This is a genomic window from Pseudomonas sp. IAC-BECa141 (assembly GCF_020544405.1).
GTDB lineage: Bacteria > Pseudomonadota > Gammaproteobacteria > Pseudomonadales > Pseudomonadaceae > Aquipseudomonas.
This window is the reverse complement of record NZ_CP065410.1, coordinates 1,673,606-1,686,941: the sequence shown is the minus strand read 5'-3', so window position 1 is coordinate 1,686,941 and position 13,336 is coordinate 1,673,606. Positions and strand designations below refer to the sequence as shown.

General features: G+C 60.8%; 14 protein-coding genes. 6 read left to right on the top strand and 8 right to left on the bottom strand.

Annotated elements, in window-relative coordinates:
• Window positions 1-152: 152 nt before the first annotated feature.
• Window positions 153-1,712, bottom strand: a complete 1,560-nt coding sequence (locus tag I5961_RS07620) for a sigma-54-dependent transcriptional regulator (RefSeq protein WP_227234817.1) — start codon at window positions 1,710-1,712, stop codon at window positions 153-155.
• 325 nt (window positions 1,713-2,037) lie between these two features.
• Here I5961_RS07620 and phhA point away from each other — a divergent pair, with 325 nt between their 5' ends.
• The 6 genes from phhA (at window position 2,038) to I5961_RS07595 (ending at window position 6,496) form a co-directional block, all read left to right on the top strand.
• Window positions 2,038-2,829, top strand: a complete 792-nt coding sequence (phhA, locus tag I5961_RS07615; protein WP_039765515.1) for a phenylalanine 4-monooxygenase — start codon at window positions 2,038-2,040, stop codon at window positions 2,827-2,829.
• A 110-nt stretch (window positions 2,830-2,939) separates the two neighbouring features.
• Window positions 2,940-3,296: a 4a-hydroxytetrahydrobiopterin dehydratase gene (locus tag I5961_RS07610; protein WP_227234816.1), complete on the top strand. Its 357-nt coding sequence runs from the start codon at window positions 2,940-2,942 to the stop codon at window positions 3,294-3,296.
• Window positions 3,296-4,489, top strand: coding sequence for an amino acid aminotransferase (locus I5961_RS07605; protein ID WP_227234814.1), 1,194 nt, complete (start codon window positions 3,296-3,298; stop codon window positions 4,487-4,489). The genes I5961_RS07610 and I5961_RS07605 overlap by 1 nt, the downstream gene beginning before the upstream one ends.
• Window positions 4,490-4,824: 335 nt before the next feature.
• Complete coding sequence (locus tag I5961_RS28600) at window positions 4,825-4,956, top strand: hypothetical protein (RefSeq protein WP_264373526.1); 132 nt, start codon at window positions 4,825-4,827, stop codon at window positions 4,954-4,956.
• Between the two features lie 74 nt (window positions 4,957-5,030).
• A complete protein-coding gene (locus I5961_RS07600; protein ID WP_085699525.1) occupies window positions 5,031-5,213 on the top strand; it encodes a hypothetical protein in 183 nt (60 codons plus the stop codon).
• Between the two features lie 95 nt (window positions 5,214-5,308).
• Window positions 5,309-6,496: an MFS transporter gene (locus I5961_RS07595; RefSeq protein WP_227235567.1), complete on the top strand. Its 1,188-nt coding sequence runs from the start codon at window positions 5,309-5,311 to the stop codon at window positions 6,494-6,496.
• Here I5961_RS07595 and arfB read toward each other — a convergent pair.
• From arfB to I5961_RS07560, 7 genes are all read right to left on the bottom strand, one after another.
• Window positions 6,493-6,906: an alternative ribosome rescue aminoacyl-tRNA hydrolase ArfB gene (gene arfB / locus I5961_RS07590; protein ID WP_227234812.1), complete on the bottom strand. Its 414-nt coding sequence runs from the start codon at window positions 6,904-6,906 to the stop codon at window positions 6,493-6,495. The genes I5961_RS07595 and arfB overlap by 4 nt on opposite strands.
• 90 nt (window positions 6,907-6,996) lie before the next feature.
• Window positions 6,997-8,415, bottom strand: coding sequence for an amino acid permease (locus I5961_RS07585; RefSeq protein ID WP_085699531.1), 1,419 nt, complete (start codon window positions 8,413-8,415; stop codon window positions 6,997-6,999).
• 848 nt (window positions 8,416-9,263) lie between these two features.
• Window positions 9,264-10,481 (bottom strand): 23S rRNA pseudouridine(2605) synthase RluB, encoded by a 1,218-nt coding sequence (gene rluB, locus I5961_RS07580; protein ID WP_227234811.1) that lies wholly within the window; start codon window positions 10,479-10,481, stop codon window positions 9,264-9,266.
• A gap of 156 nt (window positions 10,482-10,637) precedes the next feature.
• On the bottom strand, window positions 10,638-10,829 hold the full coding sequence (locus I5961_RS07575) for a DUF1289 domain-containing protein (protein ID WP_085699535.1): 192 nt from the start codon (window positions 10,827-10,829) through the stop codon (window positions 10,638-10,640).
• A gap of 2 nt (window positions 10,830-10,831) precedes the next feature.
• Window positions 10,832-11,863, bottom strand: coding sequence for an SMC-Scp complex subunit ScpB (gene scpB / locus I5961_RS07570; RefSeq protein WP_227234809.1), 1,032 nt, complete (start codon window positions 11,861-11,863; stop codon window positions 10,832-10,834).
• 11 nt (window positions 11,864-11,874) lie between these two features.
• Window positions 11,875-12,573, bottom strand: a complete 699-nt coding sequence (locus I5961_RS07565; RefSeq protein ID WP_170929752.1) for a segregation and condensation protein A — start codon at window positions 12,571-12,573, stop codon at window positions 11,875-11,877.
• Window positions 12,574-12,693: 120 nt separating this feature from the next.
• Complete coding sequence (locus I5961_RS07560) at window positions 12,694-13,323, bottom strand: L-threonylcarbamoyladenylate synthase (RefSeq protein ID WP_139832613.1); 630 nt, start codon at window positions 13,321-13,323, stop codon at window positions 12,694-12,696.
• Window positions 13,324-13,336 lie beyond the last annotated feature (13 nt).

Genomic DNA, 13,336 nt, shown 5'->3' with positions numbered 1-13,336 from the left:
CATGCCGCCATGTGGCAAGGCATTACCTTTTCACTGCCTATAGCGCCGCCTTCGCGAGCAAGCTCGCTCCCACAAGGTCTGCCGCCAAATGAAGCTTTACTGTAGGAGCGAGCTTGCTCGCGAAGAGGCCATAACAGACATACATCTGCAGGCTATGACTCCGCCTTGCCGACTTCGTATTCACGCAACTTGTTGGCAATGGTCGTATGGGAAACCCCAAGCCGCTTGCCCAGTTGCCGGCTGCTCGGGTGTTCGGAATACAGTCGCTCCAGCACCGCTTTCTCGAAGCGCCCGACAATCTCGTCCAGCCCGCCTTCGAGGGAGAAATCGCCAAGCGGCTGACGCACACCATAATCCGGCAGGCGAATATGCTCAGCCTTGACCGTGCCGCCGTCGCACAGCGAAACCGCCTGGAACAGCACGTTCTCCAGTTGCCGCACGTTGCCCGGCCAATGGTAGTGACTGAGCCGTTCCATCGCCGCCGGCGCCAGTTTCGGCAGCGGGCAACCGATCTGCCGGCTGGCCTGATCGAGAAAGTGCTCCACCAGCGGCGTCAAACCGTCCAGACATTCGCGCAGTGGCGGAATGTGCAGCGACAGCACGTTCAAGCGGTGATACAGATCCTGGCGAAACTCGCCCCGCGCGCACAGCTCCGACAAGTCGACCTGGGTTGCACAGATCACCCGCACATCCAGGTAAACCTCTTCATCACTTCCCACGCGACGGAAGCAGCCGTCCTGCAGGAAGCGCAGCAATTTCACCTGCAAGCGCGGGCTCATTTCGCCAACGCCATCGAGGAACAGCGTGCCGCCCGCCGTCAGTTCCAGTAGCCCGAGCTTGCCTTCGGCCCGCGCCCCTTCAAAGGCACCGGGGCCGTAGCCGAACAGCTCGGTCTCGGCCATCGACTCCGGCAGGCCCGCGCAGTTGAGCGCCATCAACGGCGACTGACCACGCGGACTCGCCAGGTGACAGGCCCGCGCCAGCAATTCCTTGCCGGTGCCGGTTTCACCTTCAATCAGCAGTGGCGCATCCAGCGGCGCCATGCGTCGTGCTTCGCGCACCACCGCCGCCATCACTTTCGAGCTCTGGAAGATGCTGTCGAAGCCACGCAACTCCTGCTTGCGCACGTTGTAGATGCGCTCGCCGACACGATCCGCCCGGTGCAAGGTCAGCACGGCACCGGCCATGGCCTCGCTGTCGTCGTGCTCCGACTGCAGCGGCGCAATGTCGGCCAGAAAGATGTCGCCCTTGACCTTGACCCGCATGCCATTGATTCGCGATTTATTGGCGCGCACCAGCTCCGGCAGGTCGAAATCTTCGGCGTAACGCGACAGTGCAATTCCCGGCACCTCGTCCACTCGCACCCCGAGCAACTGCGCCGCCGCCCGGTTGGCCGCGACGATGGAACCGCCCATGTCGATCGACAGCACCGGAAACTCGAGCGCGCCGAGCAGCGCATTCAACTCCATATGCCGCCGTTCGCTGGGCATCAGCCCTACCCGCTTGACGCCGAACACACCGGCGATGGCCTCGAACTTGGGTCGTAGCGCCTGGAACTGAATGTTGATCAGGTTCGGGCAATGCAGATAGATCGCGTTGCCGTGCTCACCGCCGACCTCGCCCCGGGCGACGTTGATCCCGTACTCCACCAGCAAGTTGAGGATGTCGCGCAGGATGCCGATGCGGTTCTGGCAGTGGACTTTGATACGCATATAAAGGCCCGACAAAGAAAGGATTGAACACAATCCCTGCGAGAGCGAGCTTGCTCCAACAGGTTTTTGCCGCGCACCTTGGTCTCTTTTTCTGCCCGGGCGCGCAAATAGTCGTCAAGATTATGTGACAGCCATCGACCTTTTCAAACCCGGCAGTCGGCACAAACACGACGCATCGCCCGAAGCGTAACGAAAATTTTACGAATTATAGAGACTTTTCCTACTCGCCCGATCTTCAACCTGCTGCAACAACGAACGTTCCGGGGTATTTCTCAGTCCATCGCAGGACATAACAAGAACGAAATTCCCCTCGCAGGAGAGCAGTATGAAGCAGACGCAATACGTGGCCCGCGAGCCCGATGCGCAAGGTTTTATCGACTACCCCGCCGAAGAACACGCGGTGTGGAACACGCTGATCACCCGCCAGATGAAAGTGATCGAGGGACGTGCGTGCCAGGAATACCTGGACGGTATCGAAAAACTCGGTCTGCCCCACGACCGCATTCCGCAACTGGGCGAGATCAACAAGGTGCTCGGCGAGACCACCGGTTGGCAGGTCGCCCGCGTCCCCGCGCTGATCCCCTTCCAGACCTTCTTCGAATTGCTCGCCAGCAAGCAGTTTCCGGTGGCCACGTTCATTCGCACCCGTGAAGAACTGGACTACCTGCAAGAGCCGGACATTTTCCACGAGATCTTTGGCCACTGCCCGTTGCTGACCAACCCGTGGTTCGCCGAATTCACCCACACCTACGGCAAACTCGGCCTTCAGGCGACCAAGGAAGAACGCGTTTATCTGGCGCGCCTGTACTGGATGACCATCGAGTTCGGCCTTGTGGACACCCCGCAAGGCAAACGCATCTACGGCGGAGGCATCCTGTCCTCGCCAAAAGAAACTGTTTATTCGCTGTCGGATGAGCCCGAGCATCAGGCTTTCGATCCGCTGGAAGCCATGCGCACCCCATACCGCATCGACATCCTGCAGCCGCTGTATTTTGTCCTGCCGAACCTCAAGCGCCTGTTCGACCTGGCCCACGAAGACATCATGGCCATGGTCAAGCAAGGCATGCAGCTGGGTCTGCACGCACCTAAGTTTCCGCCAAAACCAAAAGCCGCGTGACCCGCGACTTTTGCTTACAAGTGAGTCTGTCAGTCGTCGCCACTTTGGTTTAGCGTGGCGACATTGACCGCCAACATAAAAAAACACCTTCAGATTTCAGGAAGTCCACCATGTCCACTTTGAACCAAGCCCACTGCGAAGCCTGCCGTGCCGATGCCCCACAAGTCAGCGATGAAGAATTGCCGATCCTGATCAAGCAGATCCCTGACTGGAACATCGAAGTACGCGACAGCATCATGCAGCTGGAAAAAGTCTTCCTGTTCAAGAACTTCGAGCACGCCCTGGCGTTCACCAACGCCGTCGGCGAGATCTCCGAGGCCGAAGGTCATCACCCGGGCCTGCTGACCGAGTGGGGCAAAGTCACCGTGACCTGGTGGAGTCACTCGATCAAGGGCCTGCACCGCAACGACTTCATCATGGCCGCACGCACTGACGAAGTGGCCAAGACCGCAGAAGGACGCAAGTAATGCACTTCGACGCCATCGGCCGGGTGCCCGGCGACCCGATCCTCGGTCTGATGGAGGCCTACGCGCAGGATTCCAACCCGCGCAAGTTCGACCTCGGCGTGGGCGTCTACAAGGATGCCCAGGGCCTGACGCCGATCCCCGAGGCGGTGAAAATCGCCGAAGCGCGGCTGGTCGAAAGCCAGGACACCAAGACCTACATCGGTGGCCACGGCAATCCACTGTTCGGCAAGGTCATCAACGAGCTGGTGCTCGGTGCCGATTCGGCACTGATCGCCGAGCAACGTGCCGGCGCCACCCAGACCCCGGGCGGCACGGGCGCCCTGCGTCTGGCAGCGGACTTCATCGCGCAATGCCTGCCGGGCAAGGGCGTATGGCTGAGTAACCCGACCTGGCCGATCCACGAAACGATTTTCGCGGCCGCCGGCGTCAAGATCAGCCATTACCCGTACGTCGGCAGCGACAACCGCCTCGACGTCGAGGCAATGCTCGCCGTGCTCAACGAAGTGCCGAAGGGCGATGTGGTGCTGCTGCACGCGTGCTGTCACAACCCGACCGGCTTCGATCTGAATCACGACGACTGGCAGCGGGTGCTGGAGGTGGTGCGTCGCCGCGATTTGCTGCCGCTGATCGACTTTGCCTACCAGGGCTTTGGCGACGGTCTGGAGCAGGATGCGTGGTCGACCCGACTGTTTGCGGCCGAGCTGCCCGAGCTGCTGATCACCAGTTCCTGCTCGAAGAACTTCGGCCTATACCGCGACCGCACCGGTGCGTTGATCGTCAGTGCGAAAACCACTGACAAGCTGATCGACATCCGCAGCCAGCTGGCGCACATTGCCCGCAACCTGTGGTCGACGCCACCGGATCACGGCGCAGCTGTCGTCGCCACGATCCTCGCCGACCCGGAGCTGAAACGCCGCTGGGCCGACGAAGTGGAAGCCATGCGTTTGCGCATCGCCCAGTTGCGCAGCGGCCTGGTGGAAGCGCTCGAGCCGCACGGTCTGCGCGAGCGCTTTGCGCACATTGGCGTGCAGCGCGGGATGTTCTCCTACACCGGCCTGTCGCCGGAACAGGTGAAAAACCTGCGCGAGCATCACAGCGTGTACATGGTCAGCTCGGGCCGGGCCAACGTCGCCGGGATTGATGCAACGCGTCTTGACCTGCTGGCCGAAGCGATCGCCAACGTCTGCAAATAACCCGCCCGCTGATCCTGCTCACTCCCACGTTGATCGTTCCCACGCTCAGCGTGGGAATGCCTCAATGGACGCTCCGCGTCCGCTTCGGCAGGGACGCGGAGTGTCCCGGCTGCATTCCCACGCGGAGCGTGGGAACGATCTGGCGCACTCATCGCGAGCAGGTTCGCCCCCACACTTGCCCTGCGTCACCCTGTCGCACTTGTCTAGACAATCCCGCCCGTCGAAACAGATGGATTTAAAAATCTGTTTGTCACTTTTCCTGCTGTATCCTGCGCAGGCTTTCTGAAAGCGCGGATCTACCAGATCTATCAACAGACTTAGCGAGGAGCGCAACCATGCACGAGATTCCGAATCTCCCCTTCCCAAGCCTGCACGTACCTGAGCAGACGACCATGCAACAAGCCGGTGCCCAACAGCCCGAGCCGAAAGAAGCCGCCGAGAGCCGTCCGGCCGACAGCGAAGAGTAAGCAACACCCGCCGTACAGACCGTGTGGAAAGCGCTAACATGCGCTTTCCACACTGCCTGAAACCTGAGCCTGCCATGACCGACGAAACCTTTAACGAACAACAGGCTGAAATCCTAATCGGCGCCACCGAGAAGATGATCGAGATCTGGAGCCGTCTCTCGCCCGAGAAACAGGCTGCACTGCTCGCCCGTTTCGGCAGCGAAGAAAACGCACTGGCCGCACTGGTCACCACGCAATTGGTCGCCCCGGCCAAATAGTTTTACTTTTCCCCGCCCCAGACGCGTCCGCATCGGTATCATGAGCAGCCTATCTATTCTGCTCTTCCCGTGGATCGTAATTCATGTCGTCCTCTATGCCAGAACCCCAGCGCCCGCTGGCAGTCACGTTGCAAGTCGTTTCCATCGTCCTGTTCACCTTAATCGGCTACCTGAACATCGGCATTCCGCTGGCGGTGCTGCCAGGTTATGTCCACAGTGACCTGGGCTTCGGCGCGGTCATCGCCGGGCTGGTGATCAGCGTGCAATACCTCGCCACCCTGCTCAGCCGTCCGTATGCCGGCAAGATCATCGACAACCAGGGCAGCAAACGGGCGGTGATGATTGGTCTGGCCGGTTGTGGCTTGAGCGGTGTGTTCATGCTGATTTCGGCATGGACGCCCAACCTGCCGTTGCTGAGCCTGATCAGCCTGTTTGCCGGCCGTCTGGTGCTGGGCAGTGCGGAAAGTCTTGTTGGCTCAGGCTCGATCGGTTGGGGCATCGGCCGCGTTGGTGCAGCCAACACCGCCAAGGTCATCTCGTGGAACGGCATTGCCAGTTACGGCGCACTGGCGGTCGGTGCGCCGCTGGGGGTATGGCTGGTCAGCCATTTTGGTCTGTGGAGCATGGGCGTGAGCATTCTGCTGCTGGCCACGCTGGGGCTGTTGCTGGCCTGGCCGAAAACCGCCGCGCCGATCGTGGCCGGCGAGCGCCTGCCATTCATGCATGTGCTTGGGCGGGTATTCCCCCACGGCTGCGGACTGGCGCTGGGCTCGATCGGCTTCGGCACCATTGCCACCTTCATCACCCTGTATTACGCCACGCAGCACTGGGACAACGCCGTGCTGTGCCTGAGCCTGTTCGGCGCCAGCTTCATCGGTGCGCGACTGCTGTTCGGCAACCTGATCAACCGCCTCGGCGGCTTTCGCGTGGCGATTGCCTGCCTGTCGGTGGAAACCCTGGGCCTGTTGTTGCTGTGGCTGGCGCCGGACGCGCATTGGGCATTGGCCGGTGCGGCATTGAGCGGTTTCGGTTTCTCACTGGTGTTCCCGGCGCTGGGCGTGGAAGCGGTGAACCTGGTGCCGGCCTCCAGCCGAGGCGCAGCGGTCGGGGCCTATTCGTTGTTCATCGACTTGTCGCTGGGTATCACCGGACCACTGGCGGGAGCGATTGCGGCGGGCTTCGGTTTTGCCTCGATCTTCCTGTTCGCCGCCCTCGCAGCGCTGAGCGGTCTGGCGCTGAGCGTCTATCTCTACCGCCACACGGCGAAATACCGCGAAGACTAGAAATCCACCTTGCCGCGCCCGGCCTTGATACTGCCGCGCTTGGTCTTTGACTCCAGCCGACGTTTCTTTGAGCCCAGCGTCGGCTTGGTCGGCCGGCGCTTCTTCTCGACCTTGGTGGCGCTGAGAATCAGCTCGGTCAGACGCTCCAGCGCATCGGCGCGATTCTGTTCCTGCGTGCGGTACTGCTGGGCCTTGATGATCAGCACCCCGTCACTGGTAATGCGACTGTCGCGCAGCGCCAGCAGCCGTTCCTTGTAGAACTCGGGCAAGGACGAGGCGCGAATGTCGAAGCGCAGATGCACGGCGCTGGAGACCTTGTTGACGTTCTGCCCGCCCGACCCTTGGGCACGGATGTACGTCAGTTCGATCTCGGCATCCGGCAGATGCACGTTGTTGGAAATCACCAGCATGGAAAAGCGTCCGTATTCAGAACCCGCAGGATACCGCGAAAGCACAAAAAACCCGGCACTTGGCCGGGTCTGTTGTTTTTGCAACGACGCTTACTTGGCAGCGTTCGCGGCGTGCAGCACCTGTTGTGCACCGCGCTTGTTCTTGATCACGTAGCAGACCCACATGAACACCACCCACACCGGAATCGCGTACACCGAGACCTGAATGCCCGGGATCAGCAGCATCACGCCGAGGATGAACAGAACGAACGCCAGGCAGATGTAGTTGCCATACGGGTACCACAGCGCCTTGAACAGCGGCTTCTGGTTGGTCTTGTTCATGTGCTGGCGGAACTTGAAGTGCGAGAAACTGATCATCGCCCAGTTGATCACCAACGTCGCAACCACCAGCGACATCAGCAGTTCCAGCGCGTGTTGCGGGATCAGGTAGTTGAGCAGCACGGCCACCAGGGTCACGGCTGCCGACGCCAGGATCGAACGCACCGGCACGCCGCGCTTGTCGATCTTCGCCAGCGCTTTCGGCGCATCACCCTGCTCGGCCATGCCCAACAGCATGCGGCTGTTGCAGTAGGTGCCGCTGTTGTAAACCGACAATGCGGCGGTCAGCACCACGAAGTTGAGGATATGCGCGGCCGTGTTGCTGCCGAGCATCGAGAACACCTGCACGAACGGGCTGCCGCTGTAGGAATCGCCCGAAGCGTTGAGGGTTTCCAGCAGGCTGTCCCATGGGGTCAACGACAGCAGGATCACCAGTGCGCCGATGTAGAAAATCAGGATCCGGTAGATCACCTGGTTGATCGCTTTCGGGATCACGGTTTTCGGTTTGTCGGCTTCGGCTGCGGTGAAACCAAGCATTTCCAGGCCGCCGAAGGAGAACATGATGATCGCCATGGCCATCACCAGACCGCTGACGCCGTTCGGGAAGAAGCCGCCGTGGGACCACAGGTTGCTCACCGCCGCCTGCTCGCCGCCATGGCCGCTGACCAGCAGGTAGCTGCCCAGGGCGATCATGCCGACGATCGCCACGACCTTGATGATCGCGAACCAGAATTCGGCTTCACCGAAGACTTTGACGTTGGCCAGGTTGATCGCGTTGATCAGCAGGAAGAATGCGGCAGCGGTGACCCAACTCGGGATCTCCGGCGCCCAGTAGTGGATGTATTTGCCGACCGCAGTCAGCTCCGACATGCCGACCAGGATGTACAGGATCCAGCAGTTCCAGCCCGACAGGAAGCCGGCGAAACCGCCCCAGTATTTGTGCGCAAAGTGGCTGAAGGAACCGGCCACCGGCTCTTCGACGATCATTTCACCGAGCTGGCGCATGATCATGAAGGCGATGAAGCCGCAGATGGCATAGCCGAGGATCATCGACGGACCGGCGGATTTCAGCACCCCGGCCGAGCCGAGGAACAATCCGGTACCGATCGCGCCACCGAGGGCGATCAGTTGAATATGGCGATTTTTCAGGCCGCGTTTCAGCTCGCCTGATTGCGAGTTTTGTCCACTCATGAAAAAGGTCTCACGCAAGGTTTGATGATGTTCAGTAGACGTTGCTGCAAGGTGGCGATTTCAGCCAACCTTGATCAAACCCCAGCGCAGGCACCAGGAATTCAGCTTTTTTACAACGGTCATGCGTCACCTGTTTGTTTTTATCTGTGACGAAATCGAACCCGACACGCTTGTGACGCGGCGGAGTGAACAAGGCGGATAAACCTTGAGGTTTGCGCGATTACGCAGAGGGTCACAGTTAAAACGCGGCGCATTGTACACCGCTAACCCCCTGCTGCCAGACCTCGCCGGATCAGCGTGTCGGTTGCCGGGATTGCATGTGTCCACCCCGGGAAGCCCGGGCGGCTGCAAAAATTGAGTCAGGCCTTTGCAGGCCATCGGCGTGGACGATGGAAAATCCGCCCCACGTGGAGAAGTGAAAATGGATAACGGCGTTCATTGCGCCTCCTTCTTGTTATGCACCTGCACGACAGGCATGCAGCGCATCTCACCCTCCAAACGACACTGAAACAAGCGCGCAAGAGCACCGCGCAACACCCGGCGGGGCTGGTTCCGGCAGATTTTCCTTACAGCTGGACACAAGCTCCCGAGTCACGGGGCGGCGACGGCTTTTTCGTAAATATTCTCTGACAGCGCGTAACGTAAAGTTTCCATTCCAGACCCATCCAAGCCGTGCCCGGCGCCTGACGTTAGCTGGCTAACTATTTGAAAGGCGTCAGTTTTTTTGTTTTAAAACAAGAAAAAACACCTCAAAAAAAGAAATAAAAAAATCAAAAAAAAACGCCAACTCCAAGAGTTGGCGTTTGCTGTTTCAGCTTGAAGCTTGCCGCTCGAAACTTGCAGCTGCCTTATTCCGGCTTCTTGCGACCGAAACCCGGACGCTGGCCGGAACCGGCCGGTGCACCACGGTGCTTGCCCGATGGCTTGTCATCGTCTGCCAGCTTGATGCCTGGACGCTTCGGCGCCGGCTTGGCCGGGCGCTTGGTGTCGGCTGGACGATCCGCCACCGGCGTACCGCGACCTTCGCCGCGCTCGGTACGGCCATTGGCCGGACGCGGAGTACGTGGACCACGCTCGCCATCCGGACGTGCTGCCGGTTTGCGACCTGGACGCTCGCCTTCGATCTGCGGCTCCCGGGCCGGACGCGGACCGGCGCCAACCGGCGCACCGTTGGCCGGACGCAGCGTGCGTACGCGCTCGGTACGGGCCATCGGACGCGACGACTTGCGCTGCATGCGGTCGAGCTTGTCTTTGCTCTTGGCGTTCAGTTGCGGCATGGCCACCGGGGTCAGGCCGACTTCAGCGCTCAGCACGTCGACTTCGTACTGGCTCATTTCGCGCCAACGGCCCATCGGCAGGTCGGAGTTGAGGAACACCGGGCCGAAACGCACACGCTTCAGGCGGCTGACCACCAGGCCCTGGGATTCCCACAGGCGACGTACTTCACGGTTACGACCTTCCATCACCACGCAGTGATACCAGTGGTTGAAGCCTTCGCCGCCCGGCGCCTGTTGAATGTCGGTGAAACGCGCCGGGCCGTCTTCCAGTACCACGCCGGCCTTCAGGCGCTCGATCATCTCGTCGTCGACTTCGCCTCGTACACGTACCGCGTACTCACGATCCATCTCGTAGGACGGGTGCATCAGGCGGTTGGCCAATTCACCATCGGTGGTGAACATCAGCAGACCGGTGGTGTTGATGTCGAGACGACCGATGTTGATCCAGCGGCCTTCTTTCGGACGCGGCAGCTTGTCAAACACGGTCGGACGGCCTTCCGGGTCGTCACGGGTGCAGATCTCGCCATCGGGCTTGTTGTACATGATCACGCGGCGAACCGACTCGGCGGCTTCTTCGCGCTTGATGACCTTGCCATCGATGGTGATGGCGTCGTGCATGTCGACACGCAGGCCCAGGGTGGCGTCTTTGCCATTGACCTTGATCCGGCCCTGGCTGATCCAGGATTCAACATCGCGGCGCGAGCCAACGCCGATACGGGCGAGGACTTTCTGCAGCTTTTCGCCTGCTGGGCCGATTTCCTGGTCGTCTTTCTGCTTGATGTCACTCATCTGGGCACCTCCCGGTGTGGTCTGTTCAGCGGCGCTGAGAATTGAGCTGCTGAAGCGTTGAAATCTGGGTTTTCGGGCGAAGGGATCGCCGAAGGGTCGCGAATCATACGCGGATGTGGCCGCGCGCGCATCAGAGACTAGTCGATCAGGGCAAGGTTATTTCTTTTTCCGCCGACCGGTGGCCCCGAGCTTGATCAGACGCAGCGCGGCTTCGGCCAGTACGGTGCGCTTGTCGTCCTTGTCGAGTTTCTTCCAGGCCCGGATCTCGCGCTTGCTGCGGCCGCAACCGACGCAGATGTCGTCGCTGAACTTGCAGACGTTGATGCACGGGTCTTTGGTCGAGCTCATGCTCAATCCTCGAACTCGCGACGTTCGGCTTCGATGGCTTCGGCCAGGGCGCGGGCTTCGGCTTCCTCTTCGCTCAGTTCTGCCTCGGCGGCAGGTTCTGGTGCTGGCTGTTCCAGACGGGCGACGGCAGCCAGCAGTTTTTCCCGGGCTTCGGCCACGCCGAGCACATCGTCTTGCTGCTCAGGCTCAGGCTCGGGCTCGGATTCGGATTCGGGCTCATGCGCAAATTCAGGCTCAAATTCAGATTCAGGCTCACCCTCGTCCGGCGGCTCGACCGGATCGGATTCAAACCCCGTCGGCATGGATTCGGCGCCCGCGCCGTCACGCAGCAAGTCGTCGAAGTCGGTCTTGATCCCCTCCTCCATGCTGTCCAGCTCCAGCAGCAGGGTGTGGAAACTGGTTTCTTCCTTCGGTTCTTCCGGCTCGGCGCTGGCGTCGGCCAGTTCCTGCAAGCCCGGCGGCACCGGGGCGTCGTCGAAGTCGAGTACCGGATCGGCCTCCATTTCGCGCAGCTCGGCCAGTGGCGGCAGTTCGTCGAGGCTTTTCAGATTGAAGTGATCAAGAAACAGCTTGGTGGTGGCAAACATCGCCGGTTTGCCAGGCACGTCGCGGTAACCAACGATGCGGATCCACTCACGCTCCATCAGCGTCTTGACGATGTTGGTGTTGACCGCCACGCCCCGCACGTCCTCGATTTCGCCCCGGGTGATCGGCTGGCGATAGGCGATCAGCGCCATGGTTTCCAGTAGTGCCCGGGAATAGCGCTGCGGACGCTCCTCCCACAAGCGACCAACCCACGGCGCGAACTTCTCGCGGATTTGCAGGCGATAGCCGGAGGCGACTTCCTTGAGCTCGAACGCCCGGCCCTCGCAGGATTTGCCGAGCAGGGTCAGGGCTTTCTTGAAAACCGGCGGTTCCGGGCGTTCACCTTCTTCGAACAGTTCATACAGGCGCTCAAGGGATTGCGGCTTTCCCGAGGCCAACAGAAAGGCTTCAAGCAGGGACGCCAGCTCGCGGGGTTCAGTCAGATTCATATCGGGACTCGTTATTCGGCTCGGGCTCGCACGTGGATCGCGGCGAACGGCTCATTCTGCACCAGCTCGATCAGGGATTCCTTGACCAGCTCAAGGATCGCCATAAAGGTCACCACCACGCCGAGCTTGCCCTCCTCGGCGGTGAACAGCTCGACGAACGGCACAAATCCGCCGCCCTTGAGCCGCTCCAGCACGTCGCTCATGCGCTCGCGGGTGGACAGTGCCTCGCGGCTGACCTGATGGCTTTCGAACATGTCGCCACGGCGCAGCACCTCGGCCATGGACATCAGGATTTCTGCCAGTGCCACGTCCGGCAGCAGCTTGCGCGCGCGGGCTTCCGGAGCGTCGAGCTTGGGCACGATCACGTCGCGACCGACTCGGCTCAGGCCATCAATGCCTTCGGCAGCAGCCTTGAACCGCTCGTACTCCTGCAGGCGGCGGATCAGTTCGGCGCGCGGGTCTTCTTCTTCGTCTTCGACGGTTTCGGCCCGGGGCAGCAGCATCCGGGACTTGATCTCGGCCAGCATCGCGGCCATCACCAGATATTCGGCGGCCAGTTCCAGACGCACCGACTGCATCAGCTCGACATAACCCATGTATTGGCGGGTGATTTCCGCAACCGGGATGTCGAGGATGTTGATGTTCTGCTTGCGGATCAGGTACAGCAACAAGTCGAGCGGGCCTTCGAAGGCTTCGAGGAAGACTTCCAGGGCGTCCGGCGGGATGTACAGGTCCAGCGGCATTTCCGTGACCGCCTGGCCATAGACCATGGCAAACGGCAGTTCCTGCTGGGCACCGGCCTGGGGATCAACGGTTTCCACTGCGGACATTCAGGCCTCGACCATGAATGGCGCCGGATCGCCGCAACCGACGCGGATCACTTCCGGATCATCGCCCGTGAGGTCGATCACGGTGGAGGCCTTGATGCCGCCGGAACCGCCATCGATGATCAGGTCCACCTGATGCTCGAGCAACTGGCGCATTTCGTACGGATCGCTCAGCGGGTCTTCTTCGCCCGGCATGATCAGGGTCACGCTCATCAGCGGCTCGCCCAGTTCGGCCAGCAAAGCCAACGCGATGGGATGGCTCGGCACCCGCAGACCGATGGTCCGCTTCTTGGGATGCAGCAACAGACGCGGCACTTCGCGAGTGGCGTTGAGAATGAAGGTGTACGGTCCCGGCAGGTGGGCTTTGAGGATTCGAAAGGTCCCGGTGTCGATCTTGGCGTAATTGCCCAGTTGCGACAGGTCGCTGCAGATCAGCGCGAAGTTGTGCTTTTCGTCGAGTTGACGCAGGCGTCGAACGCGCTCGATGGCGTTCTTGTCGCCGATCTGGCAACCGATTGCGTAGGAAGAGTCCGTTGGATAGACCACCACCCCGCTTTTGCGGATGATTTCGACCGCCTGTTTGATCAGGCGCGCTTGCGGGTTTTCCGGATGAATCTGGAAAAATTGACTCACATTCTCTACCTGT